At 66.8% G+C, this 19,884-nt stretch carries 25 protein-coding genes; 20 read left to right on the top strand and 5 right to left on the bottom strand.

The genetic code is table 11. The features are described 5' to 3' along the window. Positions 1-54: 54 nt before the first annotated feature. Positions 55-867, top strand: coding sequence for a cutinase family protein (locus tag SLQ31_RS01355; protein ID WP_319428976.1), 813 nt, complete (start codon positions 55-57; stop codon positions 865-867). A gap of 96 nt (positions 868-963) precedes the next feature. Continuing rightward, positions 964-1,719, top strand: coding sequence for an SDR family oxidoreductase (locus tag SLQ31_RS01360; RefSeq protein ID WP_319428978.1), 756 nt, complete (start codon positions 964-966; stop codon positions 1,717-1,719). Here SLQ31_RS01360 and SLQ31_RS01365 read toward each other — a convergent pair. Further along, complete coding sequence (locus tag SLQ31_RS01365) at positions 1,716-2,678, bottom strand: GlxA family transcriptional regulator (RefSeq protein ID WP_319428980.1); 963 nt, start codon at positions 2,676-2,678, stop codon at positions 1,716-1,718. The two genes, SLQ31_RS01360 and SLQ31_RS01365, sit on opposite strands and share 4 nt — an antisense overlap. 103 nt (positions 2,679-2,781) lie before the next feature. On the opposite strand from SLQ31_RS01365, the gene SLQ31_RS01370 reads away from it, so the two are divergent. The 10 genes from SLQ31_RS01370 (at position 2,782) to SLQ31_RS01415 (ending at position 8,959) form a co-directional block, all read left to right on the top strand. Then, complete coding sequence (locus SLQ31_RS01370; protein WP_319428982.1) at positions 2,782-3,435, top strand: HD domain-containing protein; 654 nt, start codon at positions 2,782-2,784, stop codon at positions 3,433-3,435. A 78-nt stretch (positions 3,436-3,513) separates the two neighbouring features. Further along, positions 3,514-4,068 carry a sigma-70 family RNA polymerase sigma factor gene (locus SLQ31_RS01375; protein WP_319428984.1) on the top strand — a complete coding sequence of 185 codons (555 nt, stop codon included), beginning with the start codon at positions 3,514-3,516 and terminating at the stop codon, positions 4,066-4,068. Positions 4,069-4,079: 11 nt separating this feature from the next. Further along, positions 4,080-4,802 (top strand): SDR family oxidoreductase, encoded by a 723-nt coding sequence (locus SLQ31_RS01380; protein WP_319432737.1) that lies wholly within the window; start codon positions 4,080-4,082, stop codon positions 4,800-4,802. A 15-nt stretch (positions 4,803-4,817) separates the two neighbouring features. After that, on the top strand, positions 4,818-5,246 hold the full coding sequence (locus SLQ31_RS01385) for a cupin domain-containing protein (RefSeq protein WP_319428986.1): 429 nt from the start codon (positions 4,818-4,820) through the stop codon (positions 5,244-5,246). 6 nt (positions 5,247-5,252) lie between these two features. Further along, a complete protein-coding gene (locus tag SLQ31_RS01390) occupies positions 5,253-6,143 on the top strand; it encodes a hypothetical protein (protein ID WP_319428988.1) in 891 nt (296 codons plus the stop codon). A 10-nt stretch (positions 6,144-6,153) separates the two neighbouring features. Further along, positions 6,154-6,510, top strand: a complete 357-nt coding sequence (locus SLQ31_RS01395) for a VOC family protein (RefSeq protein ID WP_319428990.1) — start codon at positions 6,154-6,156, stop codon at positions 6,508-6,510. 19 nt (positions 6,511-6,529) lie between these two features. Beyond that, complete coding sequence (locus tag SLQ31_RS01400) at positions 6,530-6,931, top strand: nuclear transport factor 2 family protein (protein WP_319428992.1); 402 nt, start codon at positions 6,530-6,532, stop codon at positions 6,929-6,931. Beyond that, the gene (locus SLQ31_RS01405; RefSeq protein ID WP_319428994.1) at positions 6,931-7,752 is read left to right on the top strand and encodes an SDR family NAD(P)-dependent oxidoreductase; all 822 of its coding nucleotides are present in this window, start codon (positions 6,931-6,933) and stop codon (positions 7,750-7,752) included. The genes SLQ31_RS01400 and SLQ31_RS01405 overlap by 1 nt, the downstream gene beginning before the upstream one ends. A gap of 116 nt (positions 7,753-7,868) precedes the next feature. After that, positions 7,869-8,153, top strand: a complete 285-nt coding sequence (locus SLQ31_RS01410) for a hypothetical protein (RefSeq protein ID WP_319428996.1) — start codon at positions 7,869-7,871, stop codon at positions 8,151-8,153. An 89-nt stretch (positions 8,154-8,242) separates the two neighbouring features. After that, positions 8,243-8,959, top strand: coding sequence for a CoA pyrophosphatase (locus SLQ31_RS01415; RefSeq protein WP_319428998.1), 717 nt, complete (start codon positions 8,243-8,245; stop codon positions 8,957-8,959). Between the two features lie 59 nt (positions 8,960-9,018). Here the strand turns inward: SLQ31_RS01415 and sodN are convergent, their stop codons facing one another. Further along, positions 9,019-9,441, bottom strand: a complete 423-nt coding sequence (gene sodN, locus SLQ31_RS01420; RefSeq protein ID WP_163747663.1) for a superoxide dismutase, Ni — start codon at positions 9,439-9,441, stop codon at positions 9,019-9,021. Positions 9,442-9,526: 85 nt separating this feature from the next. Between sodN and SLQ31_RS01425 the strand changes: the two genes are divergently transcribed. The 3 genes from SLQ31_RS01425 to SLQ31_RS01435 all read left to right on the top strand — a co-directional run bounded on the left by SLQ31_RS01425 (position 9,527) and on the right by SLQ31_RS01435 (position 11,120). Continuing rightward, positions 9,527-9,796 carry a S26 family signal peptidase gene (locus SLQ31_RS01425; protein WP_319432739.1) on the top strand — a complete coding sequence of 90 codons (270 nt, stop codon included), beginning with the start codon at positions 9,527-9,529 and terminating at the stop codon, positions 9,794-9,796. A gap of 108 nt (positions 9,797-9,904) precedes the next feature. Continuing rightward, positions 9,905-10,078, top strand: coding sequence for a CsbD family protein (locus SLQ31_RS01430; RefSeq protein ID WP_174400464.1), 174 nt, complete (start codon positions 9,905-9,907; stop codon positions 10,076-10,078). A 259-nt stretch (positions 10,079-10,337) separates the two neighbouring features. Next, positions 10,338-11,120, top strand: a complete 783-nt coding sequence (locus SLQ31_RS01435; RefSeq protein ID WP_319429004.1) for a 5'-methylthioadenosine/adenosylhomocysteine nucleosidase — start codon at positions 10,338-10,340, stop codon at positions 11,118-11,120. On the opposite strand, the gene SLQ31_RS01440 is transcribed toward SLQ31_RS01435, so the two are convergent. The 3 genes from SLQ31_RS01440 to SLQ31_RS01450 all read right to left on the bottom strand — a co-directional run bounded on the left by SLQ31_RS01440 (position 11,086) and on the right by SLQ31_RS01450 (position 15,635). Then, the gene (locus tag SLQ31_RS01440; RefSeq protein ID WP_413641850.1) at positions 11,086-13,632 is read right to left on the bottom strand and encodes a DEAD/DEAH box helicase; all 2,547 of its coding nucleotides are present in this window, start codon (positions 13,630-13,632) and stop codon (positions 11,086-11,088) included. The genes SLQ31_RS01435 and SLQ31_RS01440 overlap by 35 nt on opposite strands. A gap of 12 nt (positions 13,633-13,644) precedes the next feature. Next, positions 13,645-14,604 (bottom strand): amidohydrolase family protein, encoded by a 960-nt coding sequence (locus SLQ31_RS01445; RefSeq protein ID WP_319429006.1) that lies wholly within the window; start codon positions 14,602-14,604, stop codon positions 13,645-13,647. 83 nt (positions 14,605-14,687) lie between these two features. Then, the gene (locus SLQ31_RS01450) at positions 14,688-15,635 is read right to left on the bottom strand and encodes a lytic transglycosylase domain-containing protein (protein WP_319429008.1); all 948 of its coding nucleotides are present in this window, start codon (positions 15,633-15,635) and stop codon (positions 14,688-14,690) included. A 65-nt stretch (positions 15,636-15,700) separates the two neighbouring features. Between SLQ31_RS01450 and SLQ31_RS01455 the strand changes: the two genes are divergently transcribed. The 5 genes from SLQ31_RS01455 to SLQ31_RS01475 all read left to right on the top strand — a co-directional run bounded on the left by SLQ31_RS01455 (position 15,701) and on the right by SLQ31_RS01475 (position 19,882). Further along, the gene (locus SLQ31_RS01455; protein ID WP_319429011.1) at positions 15,701-16,285 is read left to right on the top strand and encodes a M15 family metallopeptidase; all 585 of its coding nucleotides are present in this window, start codon (positions 15,701-15,703) and stop codon (positions 16,283-16,285) included. Between the two features lie 63 nt (positions 16,286-16,348). Next, positions 16,349-17,131: a maleylpyruvate isomerase family mycothiol-dependent enzyme gene (locus SLQ31_RS01460; protein ID WP_319429013.1), complete on the top strand. Its 783-nt coding sequence runs from the start codon at positions 16,349-16,351 to the stop codon at positions 17,129-17,131. After that, on the top strand, positions 17,128-17,820 hold the full coding sequence (locus SLQ31_RS01465; protein ID WP_319429015.1) for a DsbA family protein: 693 nt from the start codon (positions 17,128-17,130) through the stop codon (positions 17,818-17,820). Before SLQ31_RS01460 ends, SLQ31_RS01465 begins: the two co-directional genes overlap by 4 nt. A gap of 110 nt (positions 17,821-17,930) precedes the next feature. Next, on the top strand, positions 17,931-19,214 hold the full coding sequence (locus SLQ31_RS01470; RefSeq protein ID WP_319429017.1) for an HNH endonuclease signature motif containing protein: 1,284 nt from the start codon (positions 17,931-17,933) through the stop codon (positions 19,212-19,214). A 314-nt stretch (positions 19,215-19,528) separates the two neighbouring features. Continuing rightward, positions 19,529-19,882, top strand: coding sequence for a VOC family protein (locus SLQ31_RS01475; protein ID WP_319429019.1), 354 nt, complete (start codon positions 19,529-19,531; stop codon positions 19,880-19,882). Positions 19,883-19,884: the final 2 nt, after the last annotated feature.

The following is a 19,884-nucleotide window of genomic DNA, read 5'->3' on the forward strand; positions in this document are numbered from 1 at the left end:
GCCGACGATCTAATTGCTGACAAGCGTGGAGGGAAAGTCATTGTGATTGGGCGTGTGGGATCGGTCGTGCTCGCGGCAGGCATCGGGCTGGCCGGGTTGGCCACCGGGACCGCATCGGCGGCGCCGGGATGCGCCGATTTTCACTGGATCGGCGCGGCGGGGTCCGGTCAGCGTGAGGGCGCGGCCCTGACCGCCAACGGCGGCATGGGCTCGGTGGTGTACCAGTCCTACCAGCAGCTCAAAGCACAGCTCGCAGCCGACGACCACACCATTGACGCCGAGGCCGTGCAATACCCCGCGGCGCCGGTGCCGTTGGAAGGCGGAATCAGCGGCTGGCTGGGCTTCCTCGGCAGCGTCGGTGACGGCACCGATGCGACCGCCAAGCAATACAAGGCGTTCACCGACCGCTGCCCCGACAGCAAGGTGGTCCTGGCCGGCTACTCGCAGGGCGCCATGGTCGTCCACCGCAACCTGTACGAACTCGCCGACGACCCGCACCTGGCGGGCGCGCTGCTGATCGCCGACGGCGACCGGCTGCCCATCGACAACACGATCAAACTGGGGTCGACCGCGCTCACGCAGGGCCATGGTGAGGGCGTCGCCCAGGACCACTCATTCCTGGCGTCCACCAATACTTCGACGTTGCCGCCGGCGATCGGCGTGCGCACCATCAGCGTCTGCGATGTCGGCGATCCGGTGTGCGACTACGACCCCGACACCAGCAAGGTGACCGACGCGGCCATCGCCATCCACACCGCGTATGCGCCCGCCCTGAGTGGACCGCACGCGTGGGGTGCACCGCTGTACAGCGTGGTGCGCACCGCCGAGACTGCGCCGTCGCTGGAGCTGACCGCCCACACCGCCTGATCGGCGCCGGGATGAGGCCGGGATGAGTTTGTGAGCACCTAGCCGTTCTGGCCGTCAGGGAGCTGTTCAGCCCCCGCAAGCCAGAAAGGGCTCATCATGAAAATCGTCGTAATCGGTGGTACCGGCCTGGTGGGGTCGAAAGTGGTGCAGGCGCTGTCCAGCCGCGGTCACGACGCCGTCGCCGCTGCTCCCTCCACCGGGGTGAACACGATCACCGGCGAAGGACTGGCCGAGGTGCTCGCGGGTGCCTCTGTCGTCGTCGACGTCTCCAACTCCCCGGCCCTGGACGACTCGGCATTGGAGTTCTTCCGCACGGCCACCACCAATCTGTTGACCGCCGAGCAGAACGCCGGCGTCGTGCACCATGTCGCGCTGTCCGTGGTGGGCACCGCCGAGCTGGCGACCCAGAGCGGCTACTTCGCGGCCAAGCTCCTGCAGGAGAAACTGATCAGCGAAGGGCCCATTCCGTTTTCGATCGTGCATGCCACCCAGTTCTTCGAGTTCCTCAACACCCTGGCCGACTCCGCGACCGTGGACGGCACGGTGGTCATGCCGCCGGCGTACTTCCAGCCGATGGCCGCTGTCGATGTCGCCGAAGGCGTCGCGATCGCTGCGGTCGGTGAACCCGTGAACGGCATCGCCGAGATCGGCGGCCCGGACATGGTTTTGCTTCCCGACCTCATCCGGACCGCACTGGTCGCCCGCGGTGACAGCCGCACAGTCGTCGCTGATCCCGCCGCCCAGTATTGGGGCATCGACATCGGCGAGCGCACCCTGGTGCCCGGGACGGGCGCGACGCTTTTCGACACCCGGTTCGAGGATTGGCTTCTCGAAGCCGCCGCCAAGTCCTAGGGCCCGGCCGCGGTGTGGAACCGATCGCGATACGCCTTCGGGGACAACCCGAAATGGTTACCGAAGACCCGCCGCAGTGTTTCCGGACTGCCGAAGCCGGCCAGGCGTGCGGTCTCGGCGATGCTGTGTCCGGCGTCGAGTGCGGCGCGCGCTACATCGATGCGCACCGCCTCCACGTACTGGGCCGGGGTGGTGCCCAGTTCCGATTGGAAGAGCCGGGTGAGCTGACGGGTGCTCAGAGATGCATGGGCGGCAAGACGTTTCACGCTGAGGTCGCCGGCCGGATCGGCGGCGATGGCATCGGTCACCGGCCGCAGCGGAGAGCTCGGCGCCGGATCCGCCTCGACGAGCACCGAGAACTGGGATTGTCCGCCAGACCGTTTGAGGTACACCACCAGTGAGCGGGCCACTTCGCGGACCAGTTCACTGCCGTAATCCATCTCGACCAGTGCGAGCGCCAGATCGATGCCCGAGGACACCCCCGCCGAGGTGAAGACATTGCCGTCCCGGACGAAGATGGCATCGGGTTCGACGCGGACCTCCGGAAAGGCGCGGGCAAGCAGCCGCGCGTGCCGCCAGTGCGTCGTGGCCCGCCGCCCGTCGAGCAAGCCGGCCTTGGCGAGGATGAACGCCCCGGTGCACACCGAGGCGAGTCGTCGGGTCCGGTCGGGGACCGACTCGAGAGCGGCAACCAGATCCGGGTCGATCGGACGGCCCACCAGGACGTCTCCGCCGGCCACCACCACCGTATCCGCGGCTTCGATCGCCGAAATCGTCTGGGTCACCGCGAATTTGATACCGATCGAGGTGGTGACGTCGCAGCCGTCGGTCGACGCGATGGCCAGCTGGTAGTCGGCACCGAAACGGTTTGCCTCTGCGAAGACCTCCGCCGGGCCGGTCGCGTCGAGGAGCTTGACACCGTCGAAGACGACGATGACCACGAGGCGTGGACCGGACACCCAGCCATTGTGTCGCTTTCTGAGGGAAACGTGGCTGAACAGACACCGCACCGCGGCGGCTCGGCGGCGCACTCTGGCATTACCGACAACCAAGGAGCCTGCCATGACCGCCACGACCGACCACACCATCGCCGGGATCGAGATTCCCGATACCCCACTGGTCCGCGACGTCACCGAGTTCATCCGCGACGCCGAAGACGACCTGCTCTTCCACCACTCGCGTCGGGTTTTTCTGTTCGGGGCGTTGCAGGGTCGCCGGCGCGGGCTGCAGCCGGACCTGGAGCTGCTCTATGTCGGGGCGATGTTCCACGACCTCGGCCTCACCGAGGCGTACCGGAACTCCTCCACGCTGCGCTTCGAGGTCGACGGCGCGAACGCGGCCCGCGATTTCCTGCTGGAACGCGGGGTCGACGAGGCAGCCGCCCGAAAGGTGTGGTTGGGCATCGCGCTGCACACCACCCCGGGGGTGCCCGAGTTCCTGGAGCCCGAGACCGCACTGGTCACTGCGGGCGTCGAGACCGACGTGCTCGGCATCGGCCGTGCCGACCTCGACCCCGAGATGATCGCGAGGGTCGTCGCTGCCCATCCGCGTCCTGATTTCAAGAACCGCATCCTGCACGCCTTCGACGACGGGATGAAAAACCGCCCGGCCAGCACATTCGGCACCATGAACGCCGACGTCCTGCAGCATTTCGACAGCTCGTTCGTCCGCGAGGATTTCGTCGACCTCATCCTCGCCAACAGCTGGCCGGAGTAGCCGCGACCACGGGCAGGGGACTACGGACTACGGGTTTTCAAGGGTTCGCTTCCAGGGTGCGGCCGCGAGGCTGAGTTCATGACCGCCGAACGATTCGCCCAGGACGCACAACCCCTGTTCGACGCCCTGCTGCGCCGAGCCAGGGGACTGACCAAGACCACCGCGGACGCCGAGGACCTGGTGCAGGACACGCTGCTGCACGCCTTCGTGGGCTACCACACGTTCCGCGAGGGCACGGACTTCAAGGCCTGGCTGTTCCGGATTCTCTACAACCGCTGGGTGAGTACCTACCGGGCCAAGCAGCGCCGGCCTATGGAGGTGCCGGTCGACGACGTCACCGAGGGCGACCTGGCCGACAGTGCGGCCCGGTTGTCCACCGCGTCGCGCTCGGCTGAGGCAGAGGCGTTGAACCGGCTGCCCGACCACGAGATCAGGTCGGCGATGGCGACCCTGCCCGCGGACTTCCGCACCGCACTGTTCTACGCCGAGGTACAGGGCCACACCTTCGCCGAGACCGCCACGATCCTGAACGTGCCGCGCGGGACCGTCATGTCGCGGGTGTCCCGGGGTAGGCAGCGGCTGCGCACCGCTCTCGCCGAGTCCACCCACGCACCGGTTGCCCAAATCGCATGACCACCACCGTGATGGAACTGACCGGTCAGACCGCCGTGATCACCGGCGGCACCGCCGGCATCGGGCTGGCATGCGCCCGGCTGCTGGCCGGCGCCGGCGCCTCGGTGATCGTCACCGGCAGAGACCGTCACCGCGGCCAGATCGCACTCGACCGAATTCCGGGCAGCGCCCGGTTCATCGCGGTCGACCTTGCGGACGTCGCCTCGGTGGCGTCGCTGGTGGACCAGGCCGGCGATGTCGACATCCTGGTCAACAATGCCGCGAGCTTTCCCGGGGCGCTGATGGTCGAACAGGACATCACCAGCTTTGAGACGACGTTCGACACCAACGTGCGCGGCACGTACTTCCTGACCGCGGGGTTGGTCCCGGGAATGCTGGCCCGACGGCGGGGCAGCATCGTCAACGTCACGTCAATGGTTGCGTCCAAAGGCGTCGCCGGGGCGTCCACGTACGGCGCCTCGAAGGCTGCGGTGGAATCGCTGACCCGTTCGTGGGCTGCCGAGTTCGGCCCCTACGGGGTCCGCGTCAACAGCGTCGCACCCGGACCCACCAAAACCGAAGGCGTCCAAGCGCAATGGGGCGACACCAATGAGGAACTGGGCCGGGCTTTGCCGCTTGGCCGCACCGCAGACCCCGAGGAGATCGCCCACGCGGTGCTTTTTCTCGCTTCACCACGTTCCAGCTTCATCACCGGTTCGACCCTGCACGCCGATGGCGGCGGAACCGCCGTCTGATCCCGAGGAGAAAACATGTCGAAAACCTATGACGCCCAGTGGGAGAACGCCCTGACCGTCGTGCAAGACGTGCACCCGCCGTTCATTCCGGACGGTGCCGACGTGATGACCGTTGTCATCGAATACCCGCCGGGCAGCGCCGGCGCTCCGCCGCACCGCCATCCGAGCGGACCCGCGTTCGGCTACATGCTGGAAGGCGAGATGCTGTTTGAACTCGAGGGGCAGCCACCTCGTGTCATCCGCGCGGGCGAAGCGTTCTGGGAGCCCGGCGGCGACGTCATTCACTACTCGGACGCCAACAACCGAGACGACGTCAAAAGCCGGTTTGTCGTCACAATGGTGTGCGTCCCTGGGCGGCCGATGCTCGAACTGGTCGACGAGAACGAACTGGCCGCGCGCAGCCATCTGCGGGTGCCCGCTCAGCCAGCCACCGGAAGGGACTGAAATCCGATGTCACGCATCCTGCTCCAGACGACGATCACCGCACACTCCGACGACTGGGACGTCACCCGGTTCTCGCTGCTCGCCGACGAGCTGCGGGCCGCCGGGCACGACGTGGTCGCGCGTAACCGCGCGCGCCGGGGCGACGATCCGGTGCTCGGCCATCTCGACGACTGGGCCTTCGATCAGCTGTGGCTGATGGCAGTCGACACCGGCGACGGCCTGACCGACAACGAAGCCGAGGCAATCGTGAGGTTTCGACTGGGCGGTGGCGGTGTGCTCACCGCCCGCGACCACCAGGACCTCGGCTGCTGCCTGACGCGCCTCGGATCCTTGGGTCAGCTCAACGAGTTTGCCGACCCGGGCGTCGACCAGAGCCACCTCTGCGACGACCAGGACACCCCGACGATCTCGTGGCCCAACTACCACTCCGGCGCCAACGGCGACTACCAGCCGGTGTTGGCTGTTGACCCGGTGCACCCGCTGCTGCGGACCGCGCGCACGGCCAGCGGACGGATCGAATGGTTCCCGGCGCATCCGCATGAGGGCGCGGTGCTGGCGAACGGCCCGTACGCCACGGTCGTGGCTGAGGGCCGCAGCAGCGCGAGTGGCCGTCGCTTCAACCTCGCCGTCGCGCTCGACGGCGAGACGACACTCGACGGCGCTCCGATCGGGCGTGCGGTGGCAGAATCGACCTTCCATCACTTCGCCGACTACAACTGGGATTTGGACTGCGGTGCACCGTCATTCGTCAGTGAGCCGCCCGGCAGCCAGATCCGCGAGGACCCAGCCCGGCTGGCCGTCTTCAAGGACTACGTCCGCAATGTCGCGGATTGGTTGCATCCGACCGTCCGCAGTGGCACCGCGGATGAGCGTTTGGCCCACGCCTCGCTGTCGTAGTCTGACGGTCGTGAGCGACCATGAAGTCAAGATGATCATCCTGTCGACCGACGACCTGGATGAGTCGATCCGGTTCTACCGCGACACCCTGGGCATGGGACTCAAATTCAGCGACGGCACCCATTTCGCCGCGCTCGACGGCGGTCCCGTCACCCTCGCACTGGCGACGGAGGTCGATCACCCGATCCCCGGGCAGGTCGTCGTCGGGATCAAGACCGCCGATGTCGACGCGGCGGCCAAGGCCGTCGAGGCGGCCGGCGGCGGCATCGTCAAGGGCCCGTACGACGACGCGCACGAGCGTCGCGCCGTGGTCTATGACAGCAAGGGCAACGGCCTGGTCTTCTACAGCCCGCTCGCGTCCAAGTAACCCCGAACGGAGACGTCGCATGAGCGAACTTCAAGACCGCCAGGATATTTCGGATCTGCTGATCCGCTATGCCACCGGTATCGACCGGAGGGACTGGGACCTGTTCCGGACGGTCTTCACCCCCGACTGCCAGCTCGACTACGGCCAGATCGGGGTGTGGGACGGGGTCGAGGCGGTCACCGAGTTCATGGATGTCGCGCACGCCGCCGCCGGATATCTCATGCACCGCATCAGCAATATCGTGATCGATCTGCAGGGCGATACCGCCGTCACCCGCTGTTACGTCGACGCGTGGATCATGGCTGCCGACAACAACTCTGGAGTCAATGCCAGAGGCTTTTACGATGACGATATCGTGCGCACCGACGCCGGCTGGCGCATCGCCCGGCGCACGTTCACCACCGTGCAGGTGGTGTTCTGATGAGCGACGACTTCTCGGCCAAGTACGGGCCGTGGGCGCTTGTCGCAGGAGCGTCCGACGGCGTGGGCGCGGCCTTCGCCGACGCGTTGGCCGCCCGCGGCGTCAACGTCGTGCTGCTGGCCCGCAGGCAAGCGGTGCTCGACGAGGTCGCGACCGGCATCCGCGACCGCCACGGCGTCGAAACCAGAACGCTCGCTATCGATCTCGCTGCGTCGGGTGCGACGTCCGCGGTCGCCGAGGCAGTCGCGGACCTCGAGATCGGGTTCCTCGTCTATTGCGCCGGCGCGGATCCGGACTTCCGGCACTTCCTGTCCAACTCGATCGAGGCGGCCGAGGCGATGGTGCAACGCAATTGCGTGGTGCCCATGCAGCTCTGCCATCACTTCGCGGCGCCGATGGTCGAGCGGGGCAGGGGCGGGATCGTGGTGTTCGGTTCCGGCGCAGGCTTCGTCGGTGGCCCCAACATGGTGGCCTACGGGGCGTCCAAGGCCTTCGACATGGTGTTCGCCGAGGCGCTGTGGAGTGAACTGCACGACAAGGGCGTCGATGTGATCGGACTGATCCTCGGCAAGACCGACACGCCCGCGCTACGCAAGCTCGAGCACCAACGCGGCACGCTCGCTTCCGAAGACGACTCCCCGGCCGACGCGGTGCCGGTCAGCGACGTCATCGACGAAGCATTCGCCAACCTGACCAACGGGCCCACCGTGCTGGTCGGTGAACAGATGCGTGGCGTCGGGCAACTGCTGGGCTCGATGAACCGCAACGATGCGGCGCGGCTGATGGCCCAGTCCGTCGCTGCGGCAATGGGATCAGACTGAGTCGAACGTCGGCGCAGCTCAGGGCGCCGGATGTTTATCGATCGCGGATCTGGATAGCTATATCAGTACCAGGCACGTAGTTACCAACGATCGATGCACGATTGGAGCACGAAGCCATGAGGTTGACTCATTTTGCTGCCGGAGCCGCTATCGCTGGTGGATTGGCCGCCAGCGCACTGGGATTGAGCGCCGCGTCCGCGAGCGCCGACCCGGGGTGGACGCCGCCCGGGCCTGTTCAGCCGGCAGTGCCGCCAGCCGGCCCGGAGCCTGCAAGCGCACCAGCCTGGGCGCCGCCCAAGCCCGCTCAGCCGGCTTGGTCCAACGGCCAGGCACAGGTGTGGGACGCCGGGTGGAATCACTGGGGCGTCTGGGTGAACAACGTCTTCGTTCCCACCTTCTGATCTCCGCGTAACGCCGCGGGGTGCCATCCGACCGCCTGGATGGTGGCACCCCGCGGCGTTCGCATGCGCGCAGTGCCTATGGTCGAACGGTGACGATCACTTATGACGAGGCGCTGCGGGAGCAGATCCGCGGTCACCTGGCCGGCCACGCTCGCCGCGCGGTGACCGACCCGACCAAGCGGCATGCTGCCGTCGCCATCGTGCTCGTCGATTCCGAGACTGGCGAGGACCGGGTGGATCCCGCACCCGTCGATGACTGGATCGCTGGCCGCCCCATGGAGCCAGGCCTGGACGGGCGCATGGTCGGTGTCTCCGGCGGTGCGGCATTCCTGTTATGCCGCAGAGCGTCTCGGCTGAGCGCACATGCCGCGCAATGGGCGCTTCCCGGTGGCCGGCTGGATCCGGGGGAGACCGTCGTGGATGCGGCGCTGCGGGAACTCGACGAAGAGGTGGGCGTGCGGCTGCCCGAGTCGTCGGTGCTCGGATTGCTCGACGACTATCCGACCCGGTCGGGCTACATCATCACCCCGGTGGTGATCTGGGGCGGCGGACGGCTGGATCCGCGTCCCGCACCCGACGAGGTCGTCGCGGTCTATCGGGTGGGGTTACACCAGCTGCAGCGGCCGGACTCGCCGCGGTTCATCACGATCCCGGAGAGCCCTCGGCCCGTGGTCCAGATTCCGTTGGGCAACGACCTCATCCATGCGCCGACGGGTGCGGTGCTGCTGCAGCTGCGGTGGCTGTGCCTGGAGGGCCGCCACGACCCGGTCGACGAACTCGAGCAGCCGCTGTTCGCCTGGCAGTAGCTGGAGAAAGCAATACCGCGCGGCCCCAGAGGGACCGCGCGGTACGTGGACAACAGTGATCAGGCAGGCGGGTAAACGCCCATGCCCTTGGCCTTCTCGGTCTGCCAGAAGATGTCGGAGATCTTGTCGATGGTCGCGAGCAGCTTCTCGGCCACCGCGGCGTCGGTCGACTTCTTGACGTCGCCCGCACCGTGCACGCCGTCCCAGAACAGCTGGTGCAGCTCGGGGAACTGCTCGAAGTGCTCCTTGGCGAAGAAGTCGGCCCACAGCACCGTCAGGTGATGCTTGACTTCCTCGGCGCGCTGCTCCTTGATGATGATGGCGCGCGTGCGGAAGTGCTCGTCGTCGGAGTCGTTGTACTTCTGGATCGTCTTGAGGCACGACAGCGCCTCGATCTTGGCCTGGGCGGGGTCGTAGACGCCGCAATACAGGTCGCAATGGGCATGGGCAGGGGTGGCGTTGGCGAAAAGTCTCTGCAGCATTGCCTTAACTTACCCTTTCAACATGGCCGAAAACCATGGGCTGGGGTACTGGCCGCTGCGCCGGTTTCTGGTGGTCGAGGACTCCATGCACCCGACCCTCCGCCCAGGTGACGGGCTGTTGTCGGTTCGCGGCGGCAGACCCCGCTCGGGCCAGCTCCGCGTCTTTCCCGATCCCACGTTGTCGACCCGTTGGCTCGTCAAACGCGTCGGTGAGGTACAGGGCCGCGGCCGCAGCGCGATGTTCGAGGCGTGCTCGGACAATCCTCGGGCGCCCGGCGTCGTCGACTCGCGCGAATTCGGCTGGGTACCGGCGGTCGGCTCCTACCGAGTGGTGTGGACGGTTCGCGGCGGCTGACGGCCAGGTCATGGCCTGTCGGGTTTCGCCGCCGCGCTCCTGAGGTACTCCCACGGAGGTTCACCTCAGAGCCGCGACCACCAGGCCAAACGAAAGAGAGGCCGCATCATGGGCTTATCAGACAAGATCAGCAATAAGGTCGACGACGTCGCAGGCAAGGCCAAAGAAGGACTTGGCAAGGCCACCGACGACAAGAGCACCGAGAACGAAGGCAAGCTCGATCAGGCCAAGTCGAGCCTGAAAGACGCCGGCGAAAAGGTCAAAGACGCCTTCAAGAACTGATTCCGTGTTGGCGATGGTCGGCGTTCGCGCCGGCCATCGCTGGCTTTTCTGACAGTGAAGGCTCGGTATGCCACAGCGTGACCCCCCACCTGTTCCGGCGGACGCCACCAAGGCGACCGAGGACCAGCGTGTGGAACAGCAGCAGCTTGATCACCAAAATGACGACCCTGACGCGCCTGGGCACGATCTCGACAGACACGACATCGCCGACGAGACGTAACCCGTTGCACAGCAGTGACCGCCGACGGCACACTGCGGTGTGCCCATCGGACTGATCTGCGCGATCCCCCAAGAACTCGCCCACCTGCACACGCTGCTGCGCGACGCGGTTCCGGCGCAGGCAGCCCACACCGAATTCGTCACCGGGACGTTGGACGGCTACGACGTCGTGCTGGTGGGCTCCGGTATGGGGAAGGTGAACAGCGCGGTCGTCGCGACCGTGCTGGCCGACCGATTCGGTTGCGGCGCAATAGTTTTCTCGGGTGTTGCCGGCGGCCTTGACCCCGCACTCGCGGTCGGCGACGTGGTGATCGCCGACCGGGTGATCCAGCACGACGCGGGACTGGTCGAAGACGGCGGCCTGCAGACCTACCAGCCCGGGCACGTGCCGTTCATCAACCCGACCGACCGGCTCGGCTACCCGGTTGATGAGGACCTGCTCGCCGCGGCCGTCGACCGGCTCGCAGACTTCACGCTTCCCGCACTGTCCGGAGCAGCCGGCGGTGCCGACCAGCCTGCGGCCATCCGATTCGGCACCGTGTTGTCCGGCGACCAGTATCTGCACAGCGACCTGACCAGGGCGCGCCTGCACCGCGAATTCGGTGGCCTCGCGGTCGAGATGGAGGGTGGTGCCGTGGCTCAGGTAGCCGAATCGTTCGGGGTGCCCTGGCTGGTCATCCGCGCGCTGTCGGATCTGGCCGGGCACGATTCGCGATTCGACTTCCTCACGTTCGTGGACGAAGTGGCCGCATCGTCGGTGGCGATACTGCGCCGGCTGCTACCCGTGCTCAGTCCGTTCGCCCGGCGTCGACCAGCCGGATAACCGCCACGCCTTCCTCATCGGAGGCGTCGAGGTCCACCTCGACGTCGAATCCCCAGTCGTGGTCGCCGGCCGGGTCGTCGAGGATCTGCCGTACCCGCCAGATACCGGGCTGGCGGTCGATGATCAGAAGCGCTGGGCCACGGGCGTTGGCACCGATGCCCACGTCGTCGTGCTCGGCGAAGTACGCGTCGCTGACCTCCGCCCAGCGCTCACCCGTCCAGCCAGAGCCGCTGTCGAGTTCACCGAGGTCGTGCCAGCGGCGCCTGGCGAACAGCTCCACCCTGCGGAACAGCGCATTGCGGACCATCGCGGTGAACGCCCGCTCGTTGCCGGTCAACGGGCGGGGGCGGGTCGGCACCGAGACGGGGGCGTCATGCGGCTGGTCCGGGTTGGTGAGCTCCTCCCATTCGTCGAGCAGACTCGAATCAACCTGGCGGACAAGCTCTCCGAGCCACTCGACGAGGTCGGTGACCTCGTCGGTCCGTGCGGCAGCGGGCACGCCGGACCGCAGTGCCTTGAAGGCGTCGGACAGATAGCGCAGCACCGCTCCTTCGGAGCGGGTCAACCCGTACACGCTGACGAACTCCCGGAAGGTGAACGCGCGCTCCCACATCTCGCGCACGACCGCCTTTGGGGACAGCCTGGCGTCGGCGGCCCACGGGTTGCTCTCCAGGTACACCGCATAGGTGTGCTGCAGTAGTTCGTCGAGCGGTTTGGGGTAGGTGACGTCGTCGAGCAGCTCGATGCGTTCGTCGTACTCGATACCCTCGGCCTTCATCGCGGCGACGGCCTCGCCCCTGGCCTTGTTCAGCTGCGCCGCCAGGATTGCGCGGGGGTCCTCGAGGGTCGCTTCGATTACCGAAACAACTTCTAAGGCAAAGGTTGCAGAGTTTTCAGTCGCCTGGTCGAGCACGTCGACCGCCGCCAGGGCGAATGTCGACAACGGCTGGTTGAGGGCGAAGTCGGCGGGCAGGTCGACGGTCAAGCGGTAACGGCGACCGTCATCCTCTGGCTGGTCGAGCCGTTCGAGCACGCCGGCCTGCAGCAGCGAGCGGGCGATGCCGACCGCCTCGCGGATGTGCTGGAGCTGGCGCTTGCGTGGCTCGTGGTTCTCGGTAAGCAGCCTGCGCATCGCGAGAAACGGATCACCGGGACGGTCGACGACATCGAGAATCATCGCCGTCGACACCCGCATGTTGCTCGTCAGCGGCTCGGGCGTCGCGTCGATGAGCCGGGTCATCGTAGATTCACTCCACGGCACCATGCCCTCGGGTGCTTTGCGGCGTACCAACTTTCGGAGCTTCTTCTTGTCGTCGGCGGCCTTGGCGAACTGCTTGAGGTTCTCCACCTCGTGGTCGGGTGCCTGCACGACGACGGTTCCGGCGGTGTCGTAGCCCGCCCGGCCGGCACGACCGGCGATCTGGTGGAACTCGCGGGCCTGCAGCAGTCGGGTGCGGATGCCGTCGTACTTCGACAACGCCGAGAAGACGACAGTCCGGATCGGCACGTTGATCCCGACGCCAAGGGTGTCGGTGCCGCAGATCACCTTCAGCAGACCGGCCTGCGCCAGCTGTTCGACCAGGCGCCGGTACTTGGGCAGCATGCCCGCGTGGTGGACCCCGATGCCGTGCCGGACCAGTCGCGACAACGTGGAGCCGAACGTCGTGGTGAAACGGAAGCCACCGATCAGCTCGGCGATCGCTGCCTTCTCCTCCTTGGTGCTCACGTTGACGCTCATCAGCGCCTGCGCCCGTTCCAGCGCCGAGGCCTGGGTGAAGTGGACGACGTAGATCGGCGCCTGCTTGGTGTCGAGCAGATCGCCGATCGTCTCGTGCATCGGTGTGGTCGCGTAGCTGTAGAACAGCGGAACGGGACGTTCGGTATTGGCGACGAGTTCCGTCGGGCGGCCGGTGCGGCGGGTCAGGTCCTCACGCAGGAACGTGACGTCGCCGAGCGTGGCCGACATCAGGAGGAACTGGGCGTGCGGCAGCTCCAGGAGCGGCACCTGCCAGGCCCAGCCGCGGTCGGGGTCGCCGTAGAAGTGGAACTCGTCCATCACCACCAGGCCGATGTCAGCATCGGCCCCTTCGCGCAGCGCGATGTTGGCCAGGATCTCAGCGGTGCAGGCAATCACAGGAGCGCCGGCGTTGACCGCGGCGTCGCCGGTCAGCATGCCGACGTTGGCCGCGCCGAAGACGTCGCAAAGCGCAAAGAACTTTTCGCTGACGAGCGCCTTGATGGGGGCGGTGTAGTAACTCTGGCTTCCCGCCGCCAGCCCCGCATAGATCGCGCCGGTGGCCACCAGCGACTTACCTGAGCCGGTCGGCGTCGCCAGCACCACATTCGAGCCGCTGATCAATTCGATCAGCGCTTCCTCCTGCGCCGGGTACAGCGTGGTGCCGCAGTCCTGTGCCCATGCCGCGAACGAGGCGAACACCTCGTCAGGGTCGTCGCGTAGCGCGCGCAGGGCCGACAGATCGCTCGGACTCGTTGGCGTAGGTATGCCCGTCAGGTTACCGGCGTGTCAGCGGCGGATCCCCGCGCACAGCCGATCCCAGTTGCCCGACGCGATGCGGGCCCGGTCGTCGTCGCCGAGGTCGGCTTCCTCGAGGAACCGGCGGGCACCGGAGTCGGCGGCGAACTTATACGGATAGTCGGTGGCGAACATGATCCGTTCGGCACCGATGACCTCGGTGGCCCAGCGCAGGTAGCGCTCGCTGAACACGCCGCCCGGCGTGACGTACACGTTGGTGCGGAAATAGTCCGAAATGGGCCGGCTCAGCTTGGCTGCCGCCGACAGGTTGTCGATCCGGTCCAGGTAGAACAGCACCATCTCGCCCCAATGTCCAAGGATCACTTGCAGATTGGGAAAGCGGTCGAAGACACCCGCCAGGATCAGCCGCACGACCTGAACCCCGGTGTCGAAATGCCAGCCGAGACCGAATCGGGCGAAGGCGTCATCGACGGAGTCGGTGAATCCGCTGTAGTAGGCCGCGCGGACACTGGGCACCGGCTCCTGCGGGTGCAGATACAGCGGGGCATTCAGCGCCGAGGCGGCCTCGAAGATCGGCCAGAACCGCGACTCGTCCAGGCTGTGGTCGCCGGTACGCGGAAACACCATCGCCCCATTGAGCCCAAGCTCGGTGACCGCGCGTTCCAGCTCGCGGGCCGCGCGCGTCGGTGCCGAGGTCGCCAGTGCGGCGAAACCCTGGAACCGGTCGGGATTCTCCCGCACCGCGTTGGCGATGAGGTCGTTGGTGATGCCCTGCAGAAGCGCTGCGGTGGCGGGCGGCAGATCCTGCACGCCAGGCGTCGACAGCGACAACACCTGCACGTCGAGACCGGTTGCGTCCATCGCGGCCAGCCGGTGATCGTCGAGGTCAATGAGGCGTCGCTGCAGGTCCAGCGGCATTGCCGACTGCTGCGGCAGCTGTTTCAGCAGGTCCGTCGTGACGAAGTGTTCTTCTAGGCCGATCGTCTTCATACCGGCGTCCTCTCGGTATCGCGGTCCCCGTATTCGTATCTACGCCTGGTTTCTGGGAGCGCTCTCAGCGACGCCGCACCGGGCTACTGCGGATGGGTCGCCAGATATTCGCCGACCGGGATGGGCGCATCGGCGGCGTAGCCGATCGGCAGGACGACGTCACCGTCGACGGTCACGTAGTAGACGTCCCAGCGGTAGAAGCCCGCGAAGGAGGCGGGGTCGTTGGCCAGCACTGCCGCGTAGTCCTTGACGGCCGCCACGTACTGGTCGGCGTGGTTGTAGCGGTAGATCGCGTGATCGGGGTCGGTGCTGAACCCGTTGGCGGCCAGATAGCGGCCGGCCGCCATGATGCTGTCGCGAGGTGAGCGGATGTCCCCGCCGTCGCCATACCCGGCGAACGTCGACGGCAGGAACTGCATGGGACCGTCCGCGCCTGCGGTGCTCAGGCCGGAGATGCTGCCGAACCGGGTTTCGATGAGGTTGATCGCGGCCAGGTAGTTCCAGCCGACGCCGCTGGCCGCCTCGGCCGCGCGGTAGTAGCCGAGCAGCTCGTCAGCCGGGGCCGGCGCCACGATGTGCCAGGCCGGCAGGGTGTCGTGTGCGTGCGCCATGGAGGCCAGCTGCCGCCGTGCGTCGACATTGCGGTCGTAGGCCTCGCCCAGCGCCGCCGGGATCTTCGGGCGGATGATGCCGTCCCATTCGGGATGGCGCCCGATGGCGCGGTAGGCGACCTGCTGGCGGCGGGCGGAGGCCACCAGCGCGGCCTCGGGTGTCGACGGGTCGCGGATGGTCAACTCGTCGGCGACCAGGTCATCGGCCAACTGCGCCGGATCGGGTGCCAGCCGGGGTTGCGCACCCGCGGGCGTTGCGTCATCGGTCCCGGCGGTCGGCGAATCCAGCGCCGCCGCGGGCACCGACGATGCGGGGGAGTGCGCGGCGGGCGTGGCCGACGGAGGTGCTGGTGAGGGTGCGCATGCGGCGACGGCAAGCAGGACCGCGGCGGGTAGGAGGGTCCTGATTCGGGTGCGCACTGCTGCAGTCTGTCGTACTGCGACGACGAGGACAACGGATTCGGTCTGCGATGATGGGGTACATCATGCGGATGAATTTCAGCTTCGCCGCGGCCGGATTGGTGGGCGTGGCAGTGACAGCGGCGGTGGCACTAGGCGCTGCCGGACTCTCAGCCCCGGCACCGCGAATCACGTTGGCCGACAACACCGTCAGCGTCGATCCGCCGGCAGTTGCGGCCGGTGACGGATCGCTGGCCGACGGTCAGATCCTGACCCCGTTCGATGTGCAGAACCCCGCTGTCGGCCGCCTCGATCCGCAGCTGCTTGGCGCGATCCAGCAGGCCGCCACCGCGGCCTCGGCCGAGGGCATCACCATGACCATCACCTCCGGCTGGCGTTCGCCGGAATTCCAGCAGCGCCTGCTCGATACCGCCGTCGCCCAGTACGGCAGCTTGGCCGCCGCCCGGGAGTACGTGCAGACCCCCGAGGCGTCCAAGCATGTCATCGGCGAGGCGGTCGACGTCGGCGGTGTGGGCGCTGACCAGTGGCTGATCGCCAACGGCGCGCGGTTCGGGCTGTGCCGCATCTATGCCAACGAACTGTGGCATTTCGAGCTGGCCACCGATGCAGCGGGTAACTGCCCGCCGCTGCTGCCGAACGCCGCGGGCTGATTCGGCGGATCAGGTCCGGCCGATCAGGCCCGGCCGTTCGCCGCGCGTAGTTTGATCGGGACCATGAGAAGTCTGGACGAAATCCGCGGTGCGCTCGAGGCCTGTTACACGGCGATCGAAGGCCTCTGCGACGAGTTGAGTGACGCCAATTGGACGGCACAGTCGCTGTGCCCGGACTGGGACATGCGGTCGGTGGTCCAGCACGTCACCAGCATCGAAGCCGTCATGGCCGGGTGGCTGCCACAGGACGACGCCACGCCGCCCAAGTTCGACCAAGCCGCGGAGTTCCTGGCCGGGACCGACGATCCTGCGGTTCTTGTCGAGAAGGTGCGCGCGGTCTTCGACAGCAGGCGCCGCGATCTGAGCGCTCTGAGCGAAGCCGACCTCGACCGGCCGTCGTGGATGCCGACCGGGCGCGGCACCTATGGACGGTTCCTGGAGATCCGGATCTTCGATTTCTGGGTGCACGTCCGCGACATCACGATTCCACTGGGCCGCCTGACCGATGATGGCGGCGTCCCGGCAGAGATCGCGCTGGCCCAGGTGGAGGGCTCGATCGGATACATCGCAGGCAAGAAGGTGGGTGTCGCCGAGGGCAGCAGCATCGCCTTCAAGCTGGCCGGGCCGGTTGTGCGGGAGATCGACGTCGCTGTCAACGGGCGTGCCAAACAGGTTGACCACCTTGATAATCCGGATGCCACGCTCAGCACGGACTCCACGACGTTCATCATGCTCGCCTGCGGGCGCATCGACCCGCAGGCTCAGATCGACTCGGGTGCGGTCAGCTGGACCGGCGACGCCGAACTCGGTGAGCGGGCCGCCCGCAACCTGAGGTTCACGATGTGACCAGCCGGCCGGAGTCCGTCGACTTCCATTTCGACGTCATGTGCCCGTACGCCTACCAGACGTCGCGATGGATCCGCGAAGTGCGGGACCGGACCGGGCTGGTGGTGAACTGGCGGTTCTTCAGCCTCGAAGAGATCAACCGCCAGGAGGGCAAGAAGCACCCGTGGGAGCGGGACTGGTCCTACGGCTGGTCGATGATGCGGATCGGGGCGCTATTGCGGCGCCAGTCGATGGCGGACGTGGAGGCTTGGTACCAACGAGCGGGCCGGGCCCTGCACGTCGACGGGCACAAACCGCACGACCCGGCGGTGGCGCGGCACCTTCTCGACGAGCTCGGGTTCGACCCGGGTTTGGTCGACCAGGCGATCGCCGATCCCACCACCAGCGATGAGGTACTGGCCGACCACCGCAGGGTGGTGGCGGCCGACGGCTACGGCGTGCCGACGTTGTTCTTCCCCGACGGGCAATGCCTGTTCGGCCCGGTGCTCATCGACCCGCCGACGGGAGATGCCGCGGTGCGGTTGTGGGACGCCGTCGTGGCGTGGACGGAATTCCCGCATCTGTACGAGCTTCAGCGGCCCAAGACCTCAGCCGACGAACAGCTGATCACCGAGACGTTCCGGCCGTATCTCGAGGCGCGCGACTGGGTATCGATCAATCGCGGCGAGGTCATCAGCTTCGGGGACTAGCGTGGCTCGAATTCAGTTCTGCACGTTGGCTTTATCCCCAGTCTCGGGTTCATCCACAGGCCTCGTTGGCGAGCCTATTTGTGTCGGCGGCCCGGCGTAATGTTTCGAACATGAGTTCGATAGATGCGGCGCTGGATGCGCTCGACGCCGCGGTCGAATTGGTGGGGGCCGCTGATATCGAGGAATTACCGGCACCGGAACGCTTCGCGCCGATCGAACGCCTCGAAACCGCGGTACGGCGCCTGGTCGCCGTCTCGCACACCCAGATCACTCATCTCGAGCGTTACGAGGGCTGCCCGCCGATCCCGATCGTGCTGGCTGATGTGTTGCGGATCAGCCGGCCCGCGGCCAACCGTCGGGTCCGGGATGCTGAACAGTTGACGGCGCGCACCACGTTGACCGGCGACCCGTTGCCGGCCTTGCTCCCGAACACCGCCTCGGCGTGGGAGGCCGGGGACCTCGACGGTGAGCATGTGCGCGTGATCCAGAAGTTCTTCCGCGACCTGCCCGACCATGTCGGCCCGGTCGACGTCGACAAGGCCGAGAAGTCCCTGGCCGAGTATGCCCAGAACTTGCGGCCCGATCAGCTGGCGAAGGTGGCCGATCGCCTCGCGACTCACCTCAACCCCGACGGGAAATTCTCCGAGGAAGACCGGGCCCGCAAGCGTGGCTTCCTGTGGTGTGGGGGTCAACGCGCCGATGGCATGAGTGTGGGAAAGCTAACCGCTGCACCCGAACTGCGCGCGATGCTGGACGCCTGGCTGGCCAAATTCGCCGCACCACAGCCCGACGATCTACGCAGTCACGCCCAACGCCAACACGATGCACTCTCCGAGTTGGTGGGCGGCCGGCTGGGCGATCCGAAACTCGGCCAGCACAACGGGTTACCAGTCACGGTCATCGTCACCACCACCCTGCAAGACCTTCAAAGGGGTGCCGGCCACGCGGTCACCGCCGGCGGCACGCTGATCCCGATCTCGGACCTGATTCGCATGGCCACTCCGACGAACCCCTATCTGGCGGTCTTCGACGGGGTCACCGGAAAATCCTTGTGGCTGGGCAGATCCAAACGCTTGGCCTCAGCCGATCAACGCATCATGTTGCTCGCCAAATACCGTGGCTGCACCGCACCCGGCTGCACCGTCAACGGCTACAACAGCCAAGTCCACCACGCCACCAAAGACTGGAAACACGGCGGCACCACCGACATCGACCACCTCACCCTCGCCTGCAAATGCGACAACCTGCTGGTCGAAAACGACGACTGGACCACCCAACAACTCCCCAATGGCCAAACCCACTGGAGTCCACCGCCGGGCGTCCCACTGCGCGGCGGCACCAACGACTACCACCACCCCGAACGCTTCCTGCCCAAAGACGATGAAAAGGACTAGGTCCGGCTAGGTCCGGTCGTCGCGGTCGTCATTCGACGGGTCGGACAGAGCGAGCGTGAAGATCAGCGACATCAGCACGAGAATGATCGCCGCCGAGAACATGTCGAACCACGCAACCGGGACAACCCCCGATGTCGTTGCGTGCGGCGCAATTCCACCGCGAGGGTGAGCAGAAGCAGCGGCAGTACCTGGGCCAAGGTGGCCGCGGCTCTGCTATCCACCAACACGACAGTTACCGGGTGCGCCACGCGAGTGTCCTCTCGATCATGGGCAGTGTGCCATCGCGACACCGAGTCGCCCGGCATGATCAACGCATGCGTGTCAACCGGATCATCGCCGACCTTGTGGTCACCGACCTCGACGCGGCGAAAAGCTTCTACACCGACTACCTCGGGCTGGGCGAGGAAGAATTCAACCTGGGCTGGGTCGCCCGCTACACCTGCCGTGAGACCGGCGCGAACGTACAGCTGCTCACCAGCGACGCGACCGCGACCGAGGCGCCGGTCGTCTCGGTGATGACCGATGACGTCGACGCGGCCTACGCCGAAGCCCGTGAGCGTGGCTACGAGATCGTCCACCCGCTGACGACGGAGTCGTGGGGAGTGCGGCGGTTCTTCGTCCGCGATCCGGGTGGCAACGTGCTCAACGTTGTGGGACACCCGCACTGAGC

This window comes from Mycobacterium sp. RTGN5 (assembly GCF_033804465.1).
In the GTDB taxonomy this organism is placed as follows: Bacteria; Actinomycetota; Actinomycetes; order Mycobacteriales; family Mycobacteriaceae; genus Mycobacterium.

Excerpts from the sequence above, each read along its gene's own strand:
- SLQ31_RS01360 (WP_319428978.1), top strand. The coding sequence starts at position 964 with ATGAAAATCGTCGTAATCGGTGGTACCGGCCTGGTGGGGTCGAAAGTG.
- SLQ31_RS01370 (WP_319428982.1), top strand. The coding sequence starts at position 2,782 with ATGACCGCCACGACCGACCACACCATCGCCGGGATCGAGATTCCCGAT.
- SLQ31_RS01375 (WP_319428984.1), top strand. The coding sequence starts at position 3,514 with ATGACCGCCGAACGATTCGCCCAGGACGCACAACCCCTGTTCGACGCC.
- SLQ31_RS01380 (WP_319432737.1), top strand. The coding sequence starts at position 4,080 with ATGGAACTGACCGGTCAGACCGCCGTGATCACCGGCGGCACCGCCGGC.
- SLQ31_RS01385 (WP_319428986.1), top strand. The coding sequence starts at position 4,818 with ATGTCGAAAACCTATGACGCCCAGTGGGAGAACGCCCTGACCGTCGTG.
- SLQ31_RS01390 (WP_319428988.1), top strand. The coding sequence starts at position 5,253 with ATGTCACGCATCCTGCTCCAGACGACGATCACCGCACACTCCGACGAC.
- SLQ31_RS01400 (WP_319428992.1), top strand. The coding sequence starts at position 6,530 with ATGAGCGAACTTCAAGACCGCCAGGATATTTCGGATCTGCTGATCCGC.
- SLQ31_RS01405 (WP_319428994.1), top strand. The coding sequence starts at position 6,931 with ATGAGCGACGACTTCTCGGCCAAGTACGGGCCGTGGGCGCTTGTCGCA.
- SLQ31_RS01410 (WP_319428996.1), top strand. The coding sequence starts at position 7,869 with ATGAGGTTGACTCATTTTGCTGCCGGAGCCGCTATCGCTGGTGGATTG.
- sodN (WP_163747663.1), bottom strand. The coding sequence starts at position 9,441 with ATGCTGCAGAGACTTTTCGCCAACGCCACCCCTGCCCATGCCCATTGC.
- SLQ31_RS01425 (WP_319432739.1), top strand. The coding sequence starts at position 9,527 with ATGCACCCGACCCTCCGCCCAGGTGACGGGCTGTTGTCGGTTCGCGGC.
- SLQ31_RS01430 (WP_174400464.1), top strand. The coding sequence starts at position 9,905 with ATGGGCTTATCAGACAAGATCAGCAATAAGGTCGACGACGTCGCAGGC.
- SLQ31_RS01445 (WP_319429006.1), bottom strand. The coding sequence starts at position 14,604 with ATGAAGACGATCGGCCTAGAAGAACACTTCGTCACGACGGACCTGCTG.
- SLQ31_RS01455 (WP_319429011.1), top strand. The coding sequence starts at position 15,701 with ATGCGGATGAATTTCAGCTTCGCCGCGGCCGGATTGGTGGGCGTGGCA.
- SLQ31_RS01460 (WP_319429013.1), top strand. The coding sequence starts at position 16,349 with ATGAGAAGTCTGGACGAAATCCGCGGTGCGCTCGAGGCCTGTTACACG.
- SLQ31_RS01470 (WP_319429017.1), top strand. The coding sequence starts at position 17,931 with ATGAGTTCGATAGATGCGGCGCTGGATGCGCTCGACGCCGCGGTCGAA.
- SLQ31_RS01475 (WP_319429019.1), top strand. The coding sequence starts at position 19,529 with ATGCGTGTCAACCGGATCATCGCCGACCTTGTGGTCACCGACCTCGAC.